19 protein-coding genes and 1 pseudogene are annotated in these 19,003 nt (G+C 72.2%); 13 read left to right on the forward strand and 7 right to left on the reverse strand.

Features of this window, described 5'->3' with window-relative positions; all coding sequences use genetic code 11:
* Together HG542_RS10820 and HG542_RS10825 are read right to left on the reverse strand one after the other, a co-directional pair.
* Positions 1–455: hypothetical protein (locus HG542_RS10820; RefSeq protein ID WP_171080283.1), on the reverse strand; the 455-nt coding region annotated here is incomplete at its 3' end.
* Positions 456–513: 58 nt separating this feature from the next.
* Positions 514–1,835: pseudogene (locus tag HG542_RS10825) on the reverse strand (DUF2252 family protein).
* A 157-nt stretch (positions 1,836–1,992) separates the two neighbouring features.
* On the opposite strand from HG542_RS10825, the gene dnaE reads away from it, so the two are divergent.
* A complete protein-coding gene (gene dnaE / locus HG542_RS10830) occupies positions 1,993–5,544 on the forward strand; it encodes a DNA polymerase III subunit alpha (protein WP_171080059.1) in 3,552 nt (1,183 codons plus the stop codon).
* 72 nt (positions 5,545–5,616) lie between these two features.
* On the opposite strand, the gene HG542_RS10835 is transcribed toward dnaE, so the two are convergent.
* Positions 5,617–5,790 carry a hypothetical protein gene (locus HG542_RS10835; protein ID WP_171080061.1) on the reverse strand — a complete coding sequence of 58 codons (174 nt, stop codon included), beginning with the start codon at positions 5,788–5,790 and terminating at the stop codon, positions 5,617–5,619.
* Between the two features lie 271 nt (positions 5,791–6,061).
* On the opposite strand from HG542_RS10835, the gene HG542_RS10840 reads away from it, so the two are divergent.
* From HG542_RS10840 to HG542_RS10855, 4 genes are all read left to right on the forward strand, one after another.
* Entirely contained in the window at positions 6,062–7,342 is a 1,281-nt protein-coding gene (locus tag HG542_RS10840; protein ID WP_171080063.1) for an NYN domain-containing protein, read from the forward strand.
* A gap of 234 nt (positions 7,343–7,576) precedes the next feature.
* Positions 7,577–8,551: an ABC transporter ATP-binding protein gene (locus HG542_RS10845; RefSeq protein ID WP_171080065.1), complete on the forward strand. Its 975-nt coding sequence runs from the start codon at positions 7,577–7,579 to the stop codon at positions 8,549–8,551.
* Positions 8,548–9,384 carry an ABC transporter permease gene (locus HG542_RS10850; protein WP_176606425.1) on the forward strand — a complete coding sequence of 279 codons (837 nt, stop codon included), beginning with the start codon at positions 8,548–8,550 and terminating at the stop codon, positions 9,382–9,384. Before HG542_RS10845 ends, HG542_RS10850 begins: the two co-directional genes overlap by 4 nt.
* A 35-nt stretch (positions 9,385–9,419) precedes the next feature.
* On the forward strand, positions 9,420–10,016 hold the full coding sequence (locus HG542_RS10855; RefSeq protein ID WP_229922691.1) for a hypothetical protein: 597 nt from the start codon (positions 9,420–9,422) through the stop codon (positions 10,014–10,016).
* 62 nt (positions 10,017–10,078) lie between these two features.
* Here HG542_RS10855 and HG542_RS36350 read toward each other — a convergent pair whose 3' ends face one another.
* Genes HG542_RS36350 through HG542_RS10870 form a run of 4 tightly spaced genes read right to left on the reverse strand, consistent with a single transcriptional unit; the run spans position 10,079 to position 13,106 of the window.
* Entirely contained in the window at positions 10,079–10,159 is an 81-nt protein-coding gene (locus tag HG542_RS36350; protein ID WP_498063282.1) for a 50S ribosomal protein bL37, read from the reverse strand.
* 49 nt (positions 10,160–10,208) lie between these two features.
* Positions 10,209–10,706, reverse strand: coding sequence for a Cys-tRNA(Pro) deacylase (ybaK, locus tag HG542_RS10860; protein ID WP_171080067.1), 498 nt, complete (start codon positions 10,704–10,706; stop codon positions 10,209–10,211).
* 17 nt (positions 10,707–10,723) lie between these two features.
* A complete protein-coding gene (locus HG542_RS10865) occupies positions 10,724–11,461 on the reverse strand; it encodes an LON peptidase substrate-binding domain-containing protein (RefSeq protein WP_171080069.1) in 738 nt (245 codons plus the stop codon).
* Positions 11,462–11,504: 43 nt separating this feature from the next.
* Complete coding sequence (locus HG542_RS10870) at positions 11,505–13,106, reverse strand: oxidoreductase (protein WP_171080071.1); 1,602 nt, start codon at positions 13,104–13,106, stop codon at positions 11,505–11,507.
* Positions 13,107–13,246: 140 nt separating this feature from the next.
* Between HG542_RS10870 and hisD the strand changes: the two genes are divergently transcribed.
* The 8 genes from hisD to hisF are packed head-to-tail and all read left to right on the forward strand — an operon-like array spanning position 13,247 to position 18,948.
* On the forward strand, positions 13,247–14,572 hold the full coding sequence (gene hisD, locus HG542_RS10875; RefSeq protein WP_171080073.1) for a histidinol dehydrogenase: 1,326 nt from the start codon (positions 13,247–13,249) through the stop codon (positions 14,570–14,572).
* Entirely contained in the window at positions 14,569–15,672 is a 1,104-nt protein-coding gene (locus HG542_RS10880) for a histidinol-phosphate transaminase (protein ID WP_171080075.1), read from the forward strand. The genes hisD and HG542_RS10880 overlap by 4 nt, the downstream gene beginning before the upstream one ends.
* Positions 15,669–16,265 (forward strand): imidazoleglycerol-phosphate dehydratase HisB, encoded by a 597-nt coding sequence (gene hisB, locus HG542_RS10885; protein ID WP_171080078.1) that lies wholly within the window; start codon positions 15,669–15,671, stop codon positions 16,263–16,265. Before HG542_RS10880 ends, hisB begins: the two co-directional genes overlap by 4 nt.
* A complete protein-coding gene (locus HG542_RS10890) occupies positions 16,262–16,429 on the forward strand; it encodes a CG2302 family histidine operon protein (RefSeq protein ID WP_171080080.1) in 168 nt (55 codons plus the stop codon). Before hisB ends, HG542_RS10890 begins: the two co-directional genes overlap by 4 nt.
* Complete coding sequence (gene hisH / locus HG542_RS10895; RefSeq protein WP_171080082.1) at positions 16,426–17,067, forward strand: imidazole glycerol phosphate synthase subunit HisH; 642 nt, start codon at positions 16,426–16,428, stop codon at positions 17,065–17,067. The genes HG542_RS10890 and hisH overlap by 4 nt, the downstream gene beginning before the upstream one ends.
* The gene (gene priA, locus HG542_RS10900) at positions 17,067–17,792 is read left to right on the forward strand and encodes a bifunctional 1-(5-phosphoribosyl)-5-((5-phosphoribosylamino)methylideneamino)imidazole-4-carboxamide isomerase/phosphoribosylanthranilate isomerase PriA (protein WP_171080084.1); all 726 of its coding nucleotides are present in this window, start codon (positions 17,067–17,069) and stop codon (positions 17,790–17,792) included. The genes hisH and priA overlap by 1 nt, the downstream gene beginning before the upstream one ends.
* Positions 17,789–18,196, forward strand: a complete 408-nt coding sequence (locus HG542_RS10905; RefSeq protein WP_171080086.1) for a RidA family protein — start codon at positions 17,789–17,791, stop codon at positions 18,194–18,196. The genes priA and HG542_RS10905 overlap by 4 nt, the downstream gene beginning before the upstream one ends.
* Complete coding sequence (gene hisF / locus HG542_RS10910; protein WP_171080087.1) at positions 18,193–18,948, forward strand: imidazole glycerol phosphate synthase subunit HisF; 756 nt, start codon at positions 18,193–18,195, stop codon at positions 18,946–18,948. Before HG542_RS10905 ends, hisF begins: the two co-directional genes overlap by 4 nt.
* The last annotated feature ends 55 nt before the right edge of the window (positions 18,949–19,003 follow it).

Raw genomic sequence — 19,003 nt, forward strand, 5'->3', positions numbered from 1 at the left:
CGCAGCAGCCGGGCCAGGGCGGCCTCGCCGCGCCGCAGCCAGGCCGCGGCCAGCAGGCCGACCGCGACGTGCGCGGCCAGCAGCAGCCAGGGAGCCGTGCCCGGGTCGGCGCCCCGGGTCAGCGAACGGCCCACGCTGCCGCCCCCGCACAGCAGGGTCCACGCCCCCGGGACGTGGTGGCGCACGGAGCCGTAGCAGGTGTCCTGCCCGGTGCTGAAGAGCGCGCCGGAGGCCAGCTCCAGCGGGACGAGCAGGGCGGCGATGTGCCGGAAGCCGCGCTCGCGGCCCGCCAGCGCGTAGGCGAGCGCGAAGACCCCGGCCGCGGTCAGGGCGACCGTGGGCACGGGCAGCGGCATGCCGGACAGCAGCACGTGCGAGGCGGCGGACACCACGACGCACAGCGCCGTGAACAGCGCTGCGCGCAGTGCCCGCAACCGTGCCGCCGATATGTCCATGAGCATCGAGTCTGTCATGACCGGGGGTAAACCACTGTTAAACCCCCACGTCGGCGCCCTACGCCCCCGGTAGCCGGCCCTTGCGGAGCAGGTCGACGAAGATGCGGTGGTCCGCGAGGGCGCGGGCCGCGGAGTGGTGGGCGAAGTCCGTGAGGAACTCGGGGAAGCCGTCCTCGTCCGCCGCGACGGCCGCGTCGACGGCCCGCTCGGCGGCGAAGGGGACCACCGTCCGCCCGCTGCCGTCCCCGGCCGCCGCGTGCAGGTCGGCCGTGGCCCGGCCCAGGTCGGCCACCAGGGCGTCGAGCTCTTCCGGGCCCGCTGCCTCCGGCCAGTCCAGCGCCACCTCGTACGGCGAGACCTCGGCGACCAGCTGCCCGGCCCCGTCCAGCTCCGTCCACCCGAGCCAGGGGTCGGCGTGCGCCTGGAGGGCGCGCCGGGCGAGCACCGTGCGGTGGCCCTCGTGGCGGACGTGCTCGCGCAGGGCCGGTCGGCCAGATGCCGGGAGACGGCCGGGGTGCGGCCCGGCCGCATGGAGATCACGACGTCGTCCTCCAGGGCGTCGCTGCCGCCCTCCAGGAGGATGTCGTGGGCCGTCGGCCCGGCACCGTTGCGACGGCCGACGACGTCCTTGACCCGGTAGGAGTCGGGCCGGGCGAGGGCGGTGTCGGGCAGCGACTCCAGATAGCCGTCGAAGGCGGCCAGGATCGTGTAGCGGGTGGCGGCGTCCAGCTCGACGGTGTCCTCGCCGGAGCGGAAGCGACGGTCGAAGTCGCGGATCCGGGTGCGGCCGGCCAGCATCCCGGAGCGGGTCATGGCACGGGCCCGGCGCAGGGTGCCGAGGACGGGGCCCTCGGCGTTGTCCAGGGTGAGGGCCGGGACCTCCTCATGGCGGGCGCCCGCGGCCAGGGTGTGGATGCGCTCGCGGTAGGCGGCGGCGTAGCGGCGGACCAGCCCGGAGATCTGCTCGTCGCCGAGTGCCGTGACGCGGCCCTGCAGCGCCAGGGAGGCGGCGAACCGCTTCAGGTCCCAGGTGAACGGGCCGACGTACGCCTCGTCGAAGCCGGCGGCGCCGAAGACCAGGCGGCCGGTGGCGTCCATGGAGGCGCCGAAGCGCCCGGTGTGCAGGTCGCCGTGGATCCATATCCTGCCGGTGCGCTCGTCCAGGAACGGGCCGATGCCGTACCCCTCCTTGCCGTGCTCGGGGTCGGCGTGGAAGAGGCCGGGCGTGGCGCGGTGGAAGGCGAGGACGGAGGCGGCCAGCTTCCGGAACCGGGCCCGGAGGGCGTCGGGGCCGGGGGCGCGCAGGTCCCCGGAAGCGGTGCCGAGGACGGCGAGGATCTCCTCGCCGCGCTGCGCGGTCCGGTCGTGCTCGAGCGCCATCGCCGGTTCCTCCTGGGTGGTCGTCGGCGGACGGATGTGCTGCCGTCCTCAACGTGCGGGACCGCCCGTCCGTGCCCGTGGCTGTCAGCGGGTGCCGGTAACCTTCGAAGCTGTCCCCGTCCGCCGTCGCCCACCGCCCGCCGGAGGTTTTCCCGCCGTGACCGCCTCGTCCAGGCCCCCCTTCACGCACCTGCACGTCCACACCCAGTACTCGCTGCTGGACGGTGCCGCGCGGCTCAAGGACATGTTCAAGGCCTGCCAGGACATGGGCATGACGCACATCGCCATGTCCGACCACGGCAACCTGCACGGCGCGTACGACTTCTTCCACCAGGCGAAGAAGGCGGAGATCACCCCGATCATCGGCATCGAGGCCTACGTGGCCCCCGAGTCGCGGCGCAACAAGCGGCGCATCCAGTGGGGCCAGCCGCACCAGAAGCGCGACGACGTGTCCGGTTCGGGTGGTTATACGCACAAGACGATCTGGGCGGCGAACAAGACCGGCCTGCACAACCTCTTCCGCCTCTCCTCCGACGCGTACGCCGAGGGCTGGCTGACCAAGTGGCCGCGGATGGACAAGGAGACCATCGCCCAGTGGTCCGAGGGCCTGATCGCCTCCACCGGCTGCCCGTCCGGCGAGGTGCAGACCCGGCTGCGGCTCGGCCAGTTCGACGAGGCCGTGCAGGCCGCCAGCGACTACAAGGACATCTTCGGCGAGGGCCGGTACTTCCTGGAGCTGATGGACCACGGCATCGAGATCGAGCGCCGGGTCCGCGACGGCCTGCTGGAGATCGGCAAGAAGCTGGGCATCCCCCCGCTCGTCACCAACGACTCGCACTACACCTACCCGCACGAGGCCGAGGCGCACGACGCCCTGCTGTGCATCCAGACCGGCAAGAACCTCTCCGACCCCGACCGCTTCAAGTTCGACGGCACCGGCTACTACCTGAAGTCCACGGAGGAGATGTACGCCATCGACTCCTCGGACGCCTGGCAGGAGGGCTGCCGCAACACGCTCCTCGTCGCCGAACAGGTCGACGTCTCGGGCATGTTCGAGAAGCGCGACCTGATGCCGAAGTTCGACGTGCCCGAGGGCTACACCGAGGTCACGTGGTTCCAGGAGGAGGTCCGCCGCGGCATGGCCCGGCGCTTCCCCGGCGGCGTCCCGGAGGACCGGCAGAAGCAGGCCGAGTACGAGATGGACGTCATCATCCAGATGGGGTTCCCGGGCTACTTCCTCGTCGTCGCCGACTTCATCATGTGGGCCAAGAACAACGGCATCGCGGTCGGCCCCGGCCGTGGTTCCGCGGCCGGTTCGATCGTGGCCTACGCCATGGGCATCACCGACCTCGACCCCATCCCGCACGGCCTGATCTTCGAGCGCTTCCTCAACCCCGAGCGCGTCTCCATGCCCGATGTCGACATCGACTTCGACGAGCGCAGGCGCGCCGAGGTGATCCGGTATGTGACGGAGAAGTACGGCGCCGACAAGGTCGCCATGATCGGCACCTACGGCACCATCAAGGCCAAGAACGCCATCAAGGACTCCGCCCGCGTCCTCGGCTACCCGTACGCCATGGGCGACCGCATCACCAAGGCCATGCCCGCCGACGTCCTCGGCAAGGGCATCCCGCTCTCCGGCATCACCGACCCCGCCCACCCGCGCTACAGCGAGGCCGGCGAGGTCCGCGGGATGTACGAGAACGAGCCGGACGTGAAGAAGGTCATCGACACCGCGCGCGGCGTCGAGGGCCTGGTGCGGCAGATGGGCGTGCACGCCGCAGGCGTGATCATGTCCAGCGAGACGATCACCGACCATGTCCCCGTCTGGGTGCGGCACACCGACGGCGTCACCATCACACAGTGGGACTACCCGAGTTGCGAGTCGCTCGGCCTGCTGAAGATGGACTTCCTGGGCCTGCGCAACCTGACCATCATGGACGACGCCGTCAAGATGGTGAAGGCCAACAAGGGGAAGGACATCGATCTCCTGGAGCTGCCGCTCGACGATCCCACGACCTTCGAGCTGCTCCAGCGCGGTGACACCCTCGGCGTCTTCCAGTTCGACGGCGGGCCCATGCGGTCCCTGCTGCGGCTGATGAAGCCCGACAACTTCGAAGACATCTCCGCCGTGTCCGCCCTGTACCGGCCGGGCCCGATGGGCATGAACTCGCACACCAACTACGCGCTCCGCAAGAACGGCCAGCAGGAGATCACGCCGATCCACAAGGAGCTGGAGGAGCCGCTCAAGGAGGTCCTGGACGTCACCTACGGCCTGATCGTCTACCAGGAGCAGGTGCAGAAGGCCGCCCAGATCGTCGCCGGGTACTCGCTCGGCGAGGCCGACATCCTCCGCCGCGTCATGGGCAAGAAGAAGCCCGACGAGCTGGCGAAGAACTTCACCATCTTCCAGAGCGGCGCCCGCAAGAACGGCTACAGCGACGAGGCCATCCAGGCCCTGTGGGACGTGCTGGTCCCCTTCGCCGGCTACGCGTTCAACAAGGCCCACTCGGCCGCGTACGGACTCGTCTCGTACTGGACCGCCTACCTCAAGGCCAACTACCCGGCCGAGTACATGTCCGCGCTCCTCACCTCGGTGCGCGACGACAAGGACAAGTCGGCGATCTACCTCAACGAGTGCCGCCGCATGGGCATCAAGGTGCTCCCGCCGAACGTCAACGAGTCCCAGGCGAACTTCGCCGCCCAGGGCGACGACGTGATCCTCTTCGGCCTCACCGCCGTCCGCAACGTCGGCCAGAACGTGGTGGATTCGATCATCCGCTGCCGCAAGTCCAAGGGGAAGTACACCTCGTTCCCCGACTTCCTGGACAAGGTCGAGGCGGTCGTCTGCAACAAGCGCACCGTCGAATCACTGATCAAGGCCGGTGCCTTCGACGAGATGGGGCACACCCGCAAGGGCCTCACCGCGCACTACGAGCCGATGATCGACAATGTGGTCGCGGTCAAGCGCAAGGAGGCCGAGGGCCAGTTCGATCTCTTCGGCGGCATGGGCGACGACAGCGCAGACGACGGGCCGGGCTTCGGCCTGGACGTGGAGTTCTCCGACGTGGAGTGGGAGAAGGCCTATCTGCTCGCGCAGGAGCGCGAGATGCTCGGCCTCTACGTCTCGGACCACCCCCTCTTCGGCATCGAGCACGTCCTCAACGACAAGGCCGACGCCGCCATCTCCCAGCTGACCGGCGGCGAGCACGCCGACGGCGCGATCGTGACGATCGGCGGCATCATCTCGGGCCTGCAGCGCAAGATGACCAAGCAGGGCAACGCCTGGGCCATCGCCACCGTCGAGGACCTGGCGGGTTCCATCGACTGCATGTTCTTCCCCGCCACCTACCAGCTGGTCTCCACCCAGCTCGTCGAGGACGCCGTCGTCTTCGTCAAGGGCCGGCTCGACAAGCGCGAGGACATTCCGCGGCTGGTCGCGATGGAGCTGATGGTCCCCGACCTGTCCAACGCGGGCACCAACGCACCCGTGATCATCTCCATCCCCACCGTGAAGGTCACCCCGCCGATGGTCGAGCGCCTCGGCCAGGTGCTCACCCACCACCGTGGCTCCACCGAGGTGCGCATCAAGCTCCAGGGTCCTCGCAAGACGACGGTGCTCCGGCTCGACCGGCACCGGGTGACGCCCGACCCGGCGCTCTTCGGCGACCTGAAGCAACTCCTCGGCCCGTCCTGCCTGGCCGGCTGAGGCACGGTCCTGCAGCGTGAGGGGCGCGCCCGCCGACCGCGGGCGCGCCCCTCAAACGCACCGAAGCGCCGGTCAGTTGTGGCCGAACTTCTTCTGCTTGCCCTTACGGGCCAGGTCGCCCGGGGTCACCTGGCTCTGCCGCTGCGCGGACTGCGCCTCGATGGAGGACCTCTGTGCCTCCTGAGCGCTCTTTTCGGACGATTGGGCCTGCTGCCGGGACCGGTCCTGTTTCTTGTTCTTGGCCATGCCGGTATGCCTCCGCATCGGGGTGACCCCCCTTTCGCACACCCTTGCACGCGCCGGCGAACCGCGCATTTCGGGTAATTACCATGAGTGATAGGGATACTTGCCGGCTGTTGCCCGTATCCGCCACGCCGATGATCCAGTTCGGACTGATAACCCCCGCGCGGTCGGGCAGACTCCAGGGAAAGCCGAAAGCCCGGAGCGCCGGGGCACCACTGTGCCGGGGGACGACCGTGCTGCCGGCCGGCCCCGAACTCATGGAGAGAGGTGGACCGTGGACCGCTGCGTCGTCCTGGTCGACGCCGGCTATCTGCTGGGCGCCGCCGCGAGCCTGCTGGCCGGGGAGCCCGCCCGGTCGCGCATCACGGTCGACCACGCAACGCTCATCCAGGGCCTGCGTGAACGCGCCGAGGCCGACACCGAGCGCCCGTTGCTGCGCATCTACTGGTTCGACGGCGCACCCGACCGGGTGCCGCAGCCCGAGCACCGCCGGCTGCGCGTCATGCCGCGCGTCACCGTCCGGCTCGGCGCCCTGACCCGCAGCGACGGCCGCTGGGCGCAGAAGGGCGTGGACGCGGCCATGCACGCCGAACTCACCGAACTCGCCCGCAACCGGGCCTGTTCCGACATCGTGCTCGTCACCGGCGACGGCGACCTGCTGCCCGGCCTGATGTCCGCCAAGGAACACGGCGTCGCCGTCCATCTGTGGGCCGTCCAGGCCGCCGACGGCGACTACAACCAGTCCGAGGACCTCGTCGCCGAGGCCGACGAGCGGCGGGTGCTCGACCGCACCTGGATCACCCGGGCGGTCCGCGCCAAGGAACTCACCGGTCCCTGCGCGCCGCAGCCCGCCCCCCGGCCCGAGATCGCGGCCATCCTCTCCGCCCCGCTCCCCGAGAGTGCGACGGCCGCGGCCGCCGCGGCCGCCCGCAACGGGGACTCCGGGACCGACACGGCCAACGGCTCCCGGCCGGCCGCGGCGGCGGCCGCCACCGAGCGCACGGGCGACACGCCCGGCGGCCGCGGGGTGCCCACGCCGAAGGACCTCGCGAGCCTCGGCCGCGGCCCCGCGGCCCAGACCAACGGGCAGCCGCCCGCCGTGAGCACCGGGGCCTCGCCCAATGCGACCCTGCGCTGGTCGTCCGACAAGGGCTGGGTCGAGCGGGGCGGCGGCACGGGCAACGGCCTGGGGGAGACCCCCGAGACCGCCTCCCTGCCCACGCTGGCCCAGCTCACCAGTGCGGAGCAGCGCTGGGCCGACCGCGAGGAGGACATCACCACCGTCGGCGGCGACCCCTTCGAGGTCGGCCAGGTCTTCGCCCGACGCTGGACCGAGCGCATCACGGACTCCGTCCACCTCCAGCACCTGTCGACGGAATACCCCCGCATTCCGCACCGCATCGACGGCGAGCTGCTGCGGTACGCGGCCCGCTTCGGCCTGCTGGCGCACAAGGACGACCAGATCGACGAACACGACCGCTACGCGATTCGCGCCGGGTTCTGGCGCGAGATCGACGCGAGGACCGCGGCGGAGCACGCGCCGGCGGGCGATTAGCTCCGCTGGGTGCGGTTCTTCGGCTGCGGGTTGTTCGGGGCTGGTCGCGCAGTTCCCTGCGGTTACCCCGTGCCCCATAGGGGCGCGGGGAACTGCGCGACCAGCCACGAACAACCCGCACCTTCTCGACGGGCCGGGGCGCAGCCCCCATGGCGAGCCGCGCCGCCGAGGCGCGTAACCTCATAGCTCGTGAGAACGGTCGCGAATCAGCCTGAGCGGGCTGCAAGCCCCCCGGTGTGTACCGTGCGCGGCCTGGTCAAGACCTACCCCGCCGCGCGCGCCCGCCGTGGTGCCCCCGGAACGGATGCCGTCAAGGCCAGCAACGGCATCGACCTCGACATCCGGCGCGGCGAGATCTTCGGCCTGCTCGGCCCCAACGGCGCCGGCAAGACCACGCTCGTCCGCCAGCTCACCGGCCTCCTGCGGCCCGACGCGGGCCGCGTCGAGCTGCTCGGCCACGACCTCGTCCGGCACCCGGAGCGCGCCGCCCGGCTCGTCGGCTACCTCGGCCAGCACTCCACCGCGCTCGACGAGCTGACCGTCTCCCTCGCCGCCGAGACCACCGGCCGGCTGCGCGGGCTGGACCTGCGCACCGCCCGCGCCGAGCGCGACGCCGTCCTGGAGGAGCTCGGGCTCACCGCGATCGCCTCGCGGCCGCTGAAGAAGCTCTCCGGCGGCCAGCGCCGCCTCGCCTGCTTCGCCGCCGCGCTGGTCGGCGACCGGCCCGTGCTGATCCTCGACGAACCCACCACCGGCATGGACCCGGTGGCCCGCCGCGCGGTCTGGTCCGCCGTCGACCGGCGGCGCGCCGAGCGCGGCGCCACCGTGCTGCTCGTCACCCACAACGTCATCGAGGCGGAGACCGTCCTGGACCGGGTCGCCGTCCTGGAGAGCGGCCGGATCATCGCCTGCGACACCCCGGCCGGGCTCAAGCAACTCGTCGGCGACGAGGTCCGGGTCGACCTCGTCTGGCGCACCGAGCCGCCGCTGGACGTCCCCGAGGTCGCCGCCCTGCGTGACAGGGCCACCGCGGCCGGGCGCCGCTGGTCACTGCGGCTCGGGCCCGCCGAGGCGCGCGCCGCCGTCGCCGCCGTCACCGGCGGCCCCGCCTTCGCCGCGCTCGACGACTTCACGCTCGCCACGCCCAGCCTGGAGGACGTCTACCTGGCGCTGGGCGGCGGCCGTACGGAGGGGCTGGTGAAGGGATGAGCGCTGTGACCACCGGGGTGGTGCCGGGGCAGAGCCGCGAGCGCGGCGACACCCGGGCCCGGGCCGGGGACGGCGAGGCGGCACCGCTCGGCCCGCGGGCCCGGCTGCTGCCCGCGCTGGCCGCGGTCTACCGCGCACAGCTGTCGCGCGCCCGCATCGCGCGGATACCGCTGCTGTTCGTGGCGACCTTCCAGTCGGTCGGCATCATGATCCTGATGCGCGGCGTCGTGGACGGCGGGGACGCGGCGCGGGCCGTCGTGTCCGGCTCCAGCGTGCTGGTCGTGGCGTTCGTCGCGCTCAACCTCCTGGCCCAGTACTTCGGACAGCTGCGCGCCGGCGGCGGGCTCGACCACTACGCGACGCTGCCGGTGCCGCCCGCCGCGGTGGTGCTCGGCGCGGCGGGCGCGTACGCGTCCTTCACGGTGCCCGGCACGGCCGTCACGGCCGTCGTGGGCAGCGTGCTGTTCAAGCTGCCACTGGGGCACCTGTGGGTGCTGGCCGCGGTGATCCCGCTCGCCGGGGCCGCGCTCTCCGGGCTCGGCGCGGCGCTCGGACTGCTCGCGCCGCGCCAGGAACTGGCCACGCTGGCCGGCCAGTTGGGCATGTCCGCGGCGCTGCTGCTGGGCGTGCTGCCGGCCTCGCACATGCCGGCGCCGGTCGCCCTCGCACGGGATCTGCTGCCCTCCACCTACGGGGTGGAGGCGCTGGCCCGCAGCTTCGACGCGCACCCCGACTGGCTGCTGGTCGCCGCCGACCTCGGGGTCTGCGCGGCCGTCGGCGTGGCGTCGCTGGCCGCGGCCACCTGGGCCTTCCGCCGGGCGGCGGTGCGGTGACGCGCCGCACCGCGCCGGCCTGGCACGATGACGGGGTGACCGCATCGCTTTCCCCGCACGACCCGCCCGCCGTTCCCGAGGGACCGCAGCCCGCTCCCGCCCCCGCGCACGACCTGCGCACCGAGGTGCGCCAGTCCGCCGTGATCCTCGCGGCCGTGACGGTGTCCGGGCTGCTGCTGGGGCTGCTGTGGCTGTGGCTGGCGCCGCGGGTGCCGCTGATCTCGGACGGCAAGGCGGTGTACCTGCGCAATTCGGAGGGCGAGCAGGCCATCGGCGCGGACGGCGTCTTCGCCTTCCTCGGGCTGGGCTTCGGCGCGGTGGGCGCGGCGCTGGTGTTCTGGTTCCGCCGGAGCGGCGGCATCGCCGTCGTGCTGGGCCTGGCGGTGGGCTCGCTGCTGGCCTCGCTGATCGGCTGGCGGCTGGGGGTCTGGCTGGGGCCGACGTCGGACGTGGCCGCGCACGCGCGGGCCGTGGGCAAGGGGGTCGTCTTCGACGGCCCGCTGAAGCTGGGGGCCAAGGGCACTTTGCTGGCGTGGCCCTTGGCCGCGATGGCGGTTCATCTCGGGCTCACCGCGCTGTTCGGGCCGCGCGATCCGGAGCCGGTGCCGCACTGGCCGGCGGCGGAGGCCTAGCGCCCCTTACGGGGCGCGGCTGTCGGGGCGCCTTACGGGGCGCCCCGACGGGGCGCGGCCCCCTACGCCGGCCGCCGCCCGTGGTTGGCGCGCCCCTTCTTCAGGCGCCACCTCCGCTTGCGCGTGCGCTTCGACATGGACATCCCCTCCTCACCCTCGGTCGTAGCCGAGCGCAGCGGAACCGTCCAGGGCTCACGCACGGGCAATCGGTGCAATCACCGCCCCCGTGAGCGCCGCCAGGTCGCCCGGGGCGAGCTCCACCTCCAGGCCACGGCGGCCGGCCGACACACAGATCGTGGGGTACGCGTCCGCCGACGCGTCCAGCGCCGTACGCAGCCGCTTGCGCTGTCCGAGCGGGGAGATGCCGCCCCGCACATACCCCGTGGTGCGCTCCGCGAGGGCCGGATCGGCCATCGCGGCCCGCTTGCCGCCCAGCGCAGCGGCGAGCGCCTTGAGGTCCAGCGAGCCGGACACCGGCACGACCGCGACCGCGAGGCTGCCGTCGACGTCGGCCACCAGGGTCTTGAAGACCCTGCCCGGCTCGACGCCCATCGCCTGCGCGGCCTCCTCGCCGTAGGACGCCGTGGCGGGGTCGTGCTCGTAGGCGTGCACGGAGAACGCCGTACCGGCCTTCTCCAGGGCCGCGATGGCGGGCGTCGGGCCCGCCCCCCGCTTCTTCGTCTTCGCCAACGCGTCCGTCCCCTCCGTCAGTTGGGGCTGGTCGGCCGTCTGGTGAGGTCCACGGCCGGCAGCGACGGGAGCTTACCGATCAAGGCCGTCTCGGTGCGCAGCAGTTTCAGCTCCTCCGCCAGCCGCGACGCGGTGTCCGGGGCCTGGAGCAGCCGCTGCTTGGCGGGGGTGTCCAGCACGGCGGCGGCCGCGACCAGATAGGAGAGCACCGACGGCTCCCCGGGCAGATCCGCCTGCCCCGCCAGCGAGCGCTCGCTCGCCCCGGCCAGCCGCTTCTGGTAGGCGCGGAACGCCCGCACCACGCCCGAGGCCAGCGCGCCCGCCTCGTCGCCCTGCTGCTCCGGGATCTCCTCCACCTCGCCCGTCAGATAGGGGCCGGTGGCGTCGACCGACAGCAGCCGGAAGCGGGTGGTGCCGCTGGCGAGGACCTCGTAGGTGCCGTCCGGGCGCTCGCGGATCGTGGCGGCCTCGGCCATGCAGCCCACGGTGTGGAAGGACCTGATCGGGTCGGGGCCGAAGCCGGACGCCGGCCCCGGCTCCGGGCGGGCCTGCTCGGGCAGGCCCGGCGCGGTGGGCGCGACCTCGCGGCCGTCGCGGATGGCGACGACGCCGAAGCGGCGCGGCAGCTCCTCCGGCAGCGCCGACAGCTCGCGCATCATGGCGCGGTACCGCTGCTCGAAGACGTTGAGCGGGAGCACGAGGCCCGGGAAGAGCACCGAGTTCAGCGGGAAGATGGGAAGGCGGGCGCTGGTCACAGCCGGTAAGCCTAATGGCCTGCGCCGACAGAGCGGCCGGAGTTCACTGGCGGCGGAGCAGCCGGGAGGCGCCGGCGGCGACCGTGGTGGCCAGCACCCAGCCCAGCAGGATCAGCGCGGCCGACAGCCACTGGGCGAGGCCCGTGGTCTTCCAGGCCAGGCCCTGGCCCAGGTCGACGACCGGCAGCAGCAGGTCCAGGGTGTAGAGCTCGGGGTTCCAGGCGGGGCCCTCGTTCTCCTTGACCGGCTCGAAGTGCTGGTGCGAGAAGTAGAGCGTCCCCAGCGCCCACAGCACCGCCATCCACACGGCCGCCCGGCCGGGTCGGTAGCCGTAGGCCACGGCCCAGTCCTGCAGATAGCCCCAGGCCCGGCCGGCCAGGGGCAGCGTCTCGCGTCTGCGCCGCTGCTTGGCCAGCAGCACTTCCCGCGCGTCCTCGTCCTCCCCGCTGTCGCGCAGGGCGCTCGCCAGCCGCTCGTACGGCTCCGGCGCGTACTCGGGGGTGGCCGCGGCCACCCACTCCAGGCGCAGTGGGAGCGGGAAGCGGCCCAGCGGTATGAGGTTCTCGTAGAAGAAGCCGGCCATCGTCAGCCCGCCGGGGCCCGGCCAGCTGTCGTAGCGGTCCACGAGATTGGTGACCCGGGCGCCCGACAGCACCACCCGGCCGCGCTCCGGCCGGTCCCCGAGGAAGCGCAGCTCGGGCGTCTGGAGGCGGCGCAGCGACAGCTCCTGGTCCTGCTGCATCACGAACCGTGCCTCGCTGAGGTCCACCGCGTCGCCGAACCGCCCGTCGTCCAGCCGCGCCCCGCCGTGGCACTCGAAGCGCTGCACCCGCGTGCCCCGCTCGGGCGTGCCGGGGGTGATCCCGTACGGGGGAGTGCCGCCGGGGAAGGCGGAGCCGCTGATGCCGACCGCCGTCAGGTAGAGGGTGCGTTCCACGGTGAGCTGCGGGGCGTTGAGCGCGCGTCGCCCGTACGGGTTGTGCAGGGCCGAGCCGCGCAGGCTCAGCGAGGCGCCGACGGTGGCGCCGCGCAGGCTCAGTTCTCCGTAGGAGCGCATCATCTCGGCCTGCAGGTCCTGCCCGACGGTCAGGCCGTCGGCGGCGACGGACACCCCGTGCCGGTCCCGGCGCACGACGACCTGGTTGAGCAGCAGGTCCGTGCCGATGCGGGCGTCGGTCAGCCGGACACCGTGCCGTATCACCGAGCGCGGCAGGTGCAGATCGCCCTCGGTGTGCAGCCGGGCGGCCTCCAGCCGCGGGATGGCGCAGCCGACCAGGCGCAGGGTGGTGAAGTGGCACTCCGGCAGCAGCAGCTGCTGGTCGAAGCGGCAGTTGTGCAGCTCGACGTAGGGGACGACGGTCCCGCCGGAGAGGTCGAGCCGGCCGGTGATCCGCACCCCGTTGAGCTTGAGCGCGGCCACCCGGCCGGGGAGCGCGGGCGGGCCGTCCAGGAGCAGCCGGGCGAGGACCGCCGCCCGGACGCTGCGCTCGGGGCCCCAGGCGTGCGGGCCGTCCGGGTCGTTGCGCTCGTGCTCGGCGGCCCGCAGGTCATGGGTGCTGCCCTGACGGAACGCCTGCCACATCCCCTCCTCGGCAGGGGTGAGATCCAGCCCGTGCGGAAGCCCGCCGTCCGTCTGCTCGGTCACCGCGCCCCCTTCCGTCACCCGTACGGGCGTGCTACGGATCCCCATTCCCGCTGTGGCGGCGCGGACACCGTCCGTGCAGTCCGTATCAGAGGGTGGTCCGGAGAAACGTGCGACGGGACGGGTCTGAGACAATTGGCCGTGTGATTTCCCGAATCGATCTGCGCGGTGACGCCTTCCCGGCGGACGGCATCGACCGCGACCTGCTGCCCCGAGCCGAACTCGACGTTGCAGCCGCCCTGGAGAAGGTGCGGCCCATCTGCGAGGACGTGCATCATCGCGGCACCGCGGCCTTGATCGACTACGCGGAGAAATTCGACGGCGTCACGATCGACCGCGTGCGGGTCCCCGCCGAGGCGATCACCCGTGCCCTGGACGAGCTCGACCCGGCCGTCCGCGCGGCCCTCGAGGAGTCCATCCGGCGCGCCCGCATCGTCCACCGCGAGCAGCGCCGCACCGACCACACCACCCAGGTCGTGCCCGGCGGTACGGTCACCGAGCGCTGGGTGCCGGTGGAGCGCGTCGGGCTGTACGTGCCCGGCGGCCGGTCCGTCTACCCCTCGTCCGTCGTCATGAACGTCGTACCGGCCCAGGAGGCCGGCGTCGGCTCGATGGCCGTCGCCTCCCCGCCCCAGGCCGACTTCGGAGGCCTGCCGCACCCCACGATCCTGGCCGCCTGCGCGCTGCTGGGCGTCGACGAGGTCTACGCGGCCGGCGGCGCCCAGGCCGTCGCCATGTTCGCCTACGGCACCGACGAGTGCCGCCCGGCCACCATGGTCACCGGCCCCGGCAACATCTGGGTCGCCGCCGCCAAGCGGCTGCTCAAGGGCCGTATCGGCATCGATGCCGAGGCCGGCCCCACCGAGATCGCCGTCCTCGCCGACGCCACCGCCGACCCGGTGCACGTCGCCGCTGACCTGATCAGCCAGGCCGAGCACGACCCGCTGGCCGCCTCCGTGCTCGTCACCGACTCCGAGGAGCTGGCGGCCGCGGTCGAGCAGGAGCTCAAGGTCCAGGTCGCCGCGACCAAGCACGTCGAGGACCGGATCCTCCCGGCCCTCACCGGCCGCCAGTCCGGCATCGTCCTCGTCGACGGCATCGACCAGGGCCTCGCGGTCGTGGACGCCTACGCCGCCGAGCACCTGGAGATCCAGACCGCGGACGCCTCCGCCGTCGCCGCCCGGGTGCGCAACGCGGGTGCGATCTTCGTCGGCCCGTACGCGCCCGTCTCGCTCGGCGACTACGCGGCCGGCTCCAACCACGTGCTGCCCACGGGCGGTTGCGCCTGCCACTCCTCCGGCCTGTCCGTGCAGTCCTTCCTGCGCGGCATCCACGTCGTCGACTACAGCCGCGAGGCCCTCGCCGAGGTGGCCGGGCACGTGGTGACGCTGGCCGAGGCCGAGGATCTGCCCGCACACGGTGCCGCAGTGAAGGCACGGTTCGACTGGAGGGTTCCGGAGAGCAAGTGACCGGTATCGACGATCTCCCCATCCGGGACGAACTGCGCGGAAAGTCCCCGTACGGCGCTCCCCAGCTCGACGTGCCCGTACGCCTGAACACCAACGAGAACCCCTACCCGCTGCCCGAGCCGCTCGTCGCCCGCATCGCCGAGCGCGTCGCCGAGGCGGCCCGCCACCTCAACCGCTACCCCGACCGGGACGCGGTCGAGCTGCGCACCGAGCTGGCCGCCTACCTCACCCGCACCACCGGGCACGAGGTCGGCCTGCGCAACGTCTGGGCCGCCAACGGCTCCAACGAGGTCCTCCAGCAGCTGCTGCAGACCTTCGGCGGACCCGGCCGCACGGCCCTCGGCTTCGAGCCCTCGTACTCGATGCACGCGCTCATCTCGCGCGGCACCGGCACCGGCTGGATCCCCGGCCCCCGCCGCGAGGACTTCACCATCGACACCGACGCGGCCGTCGCCGCGATCGCCGAGCACAAGCCCGACGTGGTCTTCATCTGCTCGCCCAACAACCCGACGGGCACCGCCGTCACCGAGGAGACGGTGCTGCGGCTGTACGAAGCCGCGCAGGCGGCCAAGCCGTCGGTCGTCGTCGTGGACGAGGCCTACGGCGAGTTCAGCCACCGCCCCTCGCTGCTCCCGCTGATCGAGGGCCGACCGCACCTGGTCGTCTCGCGCACCATGTCCAAGGCCTTCGGCGCGGCCGGGCTGCGCCTCGGCTACCTCGCGGCGGACCCCGCCGTGGTCGACGCCGTGCAGCTGGTCCGCCTGCCGTACCACCTCTCGTCGGTCACCCAGGCCACGGCCCTGGCCGCCCTGGAGTTCACCGACACGCTGCTCGGCTACGTCGAGCAGCTCAAGGCCGAGCGCGACCGCATCGTCACCGAGCTGCGCGCCATGGGCTGCGAAGTGACCGAATCCGACGCCAACTTCGTGCAGTTCGGCCGCTTCGAGGACAGCCACACCGCCTGGCAGGCCATCCTCGACCAGGGTGTGCTGGTGCGGGACAACGGCGTACCGGGCTGGCTCCGCGTCACCGCGGGCACCCCGGCCGAGAACGACGCGTTCCTCGAAGCGGTGCGCACCATTCGCAAGGAGAACCAATGAACCCGCGTGTGGGCCGCGTTGAGCGCACCACCAAGGAGACGTCCGTGCTCGTCGAGATAGACCTCGACGGCACCGGCCAGGTCGACGTGTCCACCGGCGTCGGCTTCTACGACCACATGCTCGACCAGCTCGGCCGCCACGGCCTGTTCGACCTCACGGTCAAGACCGACGGCGACCTGCACATCGACACCCACCACACCATCGAGGACACCGCCCTCGCCCTCGGCGCCGCCTTCAAGCAGGCCCTCGGCGACAAGACCGGCATCTACCGTTTCGGCAACTGCACGGTCCCGCTGGACGAGTCGCTCGCCCAGGTCACCGTCGACCTCTCCGGCCGCCCCTACCTGGTGCACACCGAGCCCGCGAACATGGCGCCGATGATCGGCGCCTACGACACGACGATGACCCGGCACATCCTGGAATCCTTCGTCGCACAGGCCCAGATCGCCCTGCACGTCCACGTGCCCTACGGGCGCAACGCGCACCACATCGTCGAGTGCCAGTTCAAGGCCCTTGCGCGCGCGCTGCGTTACGCCTGCGAGCGCGACTCGCGCGCCGCCGGGATCATCCCGTCCACGAAGGGCGCCCTGTGAACTCCATCTCCACGCTGTTCATCCTGCTCGGCCTGTTCCTCCTCGGCGGCGTCTACTCCTTCTGGAAGCAGGAGATGTCCAAGAGCATCATCGTGCTGCTCGCCATCGGCTCGGCCATGTCGCTCGCCGCGGGCATCCTGCGCATCGAAGGGCTGTGGACATGAGCGCGCCCAAGAAGGTCGTCGTCTTCGACTACGGCTTCGGCAACGTCCGTTCGGCCGAGCGCGCCCTCGCCCACGTCGGCGCGGACGTCGAGATCACCGGTGACTACGACAAGGCCATGAACGCCGACGGACTGCTCGTCCCCGGCGTCGGCGCCTTCGCCGCCTGCATGCAGGGGCTGCGCGCCGCGCGCGGCGACTGGATCGTCGAGCGCCGGCTGGCCGGCGGACGGCCCGTCATGGGCATCTGCGTCGGCATGCAGATCCTCTTCGCCCGCGGCATCGAGCACGGCGTCGAGACCGACGGCCTCGACGAGTGGCCCGGCATCGTCGAGCCGCTCAAGGCGCCCGTCGTCCCGCACATGGGCTGGAACACCGTCGCCCCGCCCGAGGGCACCCGGCTCTTCGCGGGCCTGGACCCCGACACCCGCTACTACTTCGTGCACTCCTACGCCGTGCGCGAGTGGAACTTCGAGGTCGGCAACGCCGCCATCCGCCCGCCGCAGGTCACCTGGGCCACGCACGGCGAACCCTTCGTGGCCGCCGTCGAGAACGGGCCGCTCTGCGCCACGCAGTTCCACCCCGAGAAGTCCGGCGACGCCGGAGCCCGGCTGCTGACCAACTGGATCGAGACGCTCTGATGCCCACGCTTGAACTGCTCCCCGCCGTCGACGTCCGCGACGGCCAGGCCGTCCGCCTCGTCCACGGCGAGTCCGGCACGGAGACCTCCTACGGCGACCCGCTGACCGCCGCGCAGGCCTGGCAGCGCGCCGGAGCCGAATGGCTGCACCTGGTCGACCTCGACGCCGCCTTCGGCACCGGCGACAACCGCGCACAGGTCGCCGAGGTCGTCCGCGCCATGGACATCAAGGTCGAACTCTCCGGCGGCATCCGCGACGACGCCTCCCTCGCCGCGGCCCTCGCCACCGGCTGCACCCGCGTCAACCTCGGCACCGCCGCCTTGGAGACCCCCGAATGGGTCGCCAAGGTCATCGCCGAGCACGGCGACCGCATCGCCGTCGGCCTGGACGTCCGCGGCACCACCCTGCGCGGCCGCGGCTGGACCCGCGACGGCGGCGACCTCTACGAGACCCTGGCCCGGCTGGACTCGGAGGGCTGCGCCCGCTACGTCGTCACCGACATCGCCAAGGACGGCACCCTCCAGGGCCCCAACCTGGAGCTGCTGAAGAACGTCTGCGCGGCCACCGACCGGCCGGTCGTCGCCTCCGGCGGCGTCTCCTCCCTTGACGATCTGCGTGCTCTTGCCACCCTGGTACCGGAGGGTGTCGAAGGCGCCATCGTGGGCAAGGCCCTCTACGCCAAGGCGTTCACTCTGGAAGAGGCACTGGAGGCTGTGTCCGTATGACCGAATCCCCCGCACCGCGGCGTGTGCAGTCGGACAGCTCCTGGGAGGAGACGATCGGATTCGCACGGGCCGTGGAGGCGGGGGACCGGGTCCTCGTCTCCGGCACGCTGCCCATCACCGGCGGCGTGCTCCAGGGCGAGGGCGATCCCTACGAGCAGACCCTCGCGGCCTTCGGCAAGGCGCTGCACGCCCTGAAGGAACTCGGGCTCGGCATCGAGTCCGTCGTCCGCACCCGTATGTACCTGACCCATGTGCGCGACGTGGACGCGGTCGGCCGCGCCCACAAGGAGCTCTTCGACGACGTCCGGCCGGCCTCGACCATGGTCGTGGTCTCCGGCTTCGTCGACTCCCGCGCGCTGGTCGAAGTAGAAGTAGAAGCCTTCCGAGGAGCAACGAGCACATGACCCTGGCGGTCCGAGTCATCCCCTGCCTGGACGTGGACAACGGCCGGGTCGTCAAGGGCGTCAACTTCCAGAACCTGCGCGACGCCGGCGACCCCGTCGAGATGGCCAGGATCTACGGCGCGGAGGGCGCCGACGAGCTGACCTTCCTCGACATCACGGCCTCCTCCGGCAACCGCGAGACCACCTACGACGTCGTGCGCCGCACGGCCGAGCAGGTGTTCATCCCGCTGACCGTCGGCGGCGGCGTCCGCACCCCCGAGGACGTCGACAAGCTGCTCCGCGCCGGCGCCGACAAGGTCGGCATCAACACCGCCGCCATCGAACGCCCCGACGTGATCCGCGAGATCGCCGAGCGGTTCGGCAGCCAGGTGCTGGTGCTGTCCGTGGACGCGCGACGGACCGCGTCCGGCAGCTTCGAGGTCACCACCCACGGCGGCCGCCGTGGCACCGGCATCGACGCGGTGGAGTGGGCGCACCGCGCCGCGGAGCTGGGCGCGGGCGAGATCCTGCTGAACTCGATGGACGCGGACGGCACGAAGGACGGCTACGACACGGAGATGATCCGCGCGGTGCGGAAGCATGTCACCGTGCCGGTGATCGCCAGTGGTGGAGCGGGCCGCCTTGAGCATTTTGCTCCGGCGGTGGAGGCGGGGGCCGATGCGGTGCTGGCCGCGTCCGTGTTCCACTTCGGCGATCTGCGGATCGGCGAGGTCAAGACCTCGCTGCGGGAGGCGGGGCATCCGGTTCGGTGATCTGCGGGCCGTGGGTGGGCTGGATACAGTCCCGCGCCCCTGACGGGGCGCGGTA

Origin of the sequence: Streptomyces morookaense, from assembly GCF_013030945.1 — a bacterium.
Taxonomy (GTDB): domain Bacteria; phylum Actinomycetota; class Actinomycetes; order Streptomycetales; family Streptomycetaceae; genus Streptomyces; species Streptomyces morookaensis.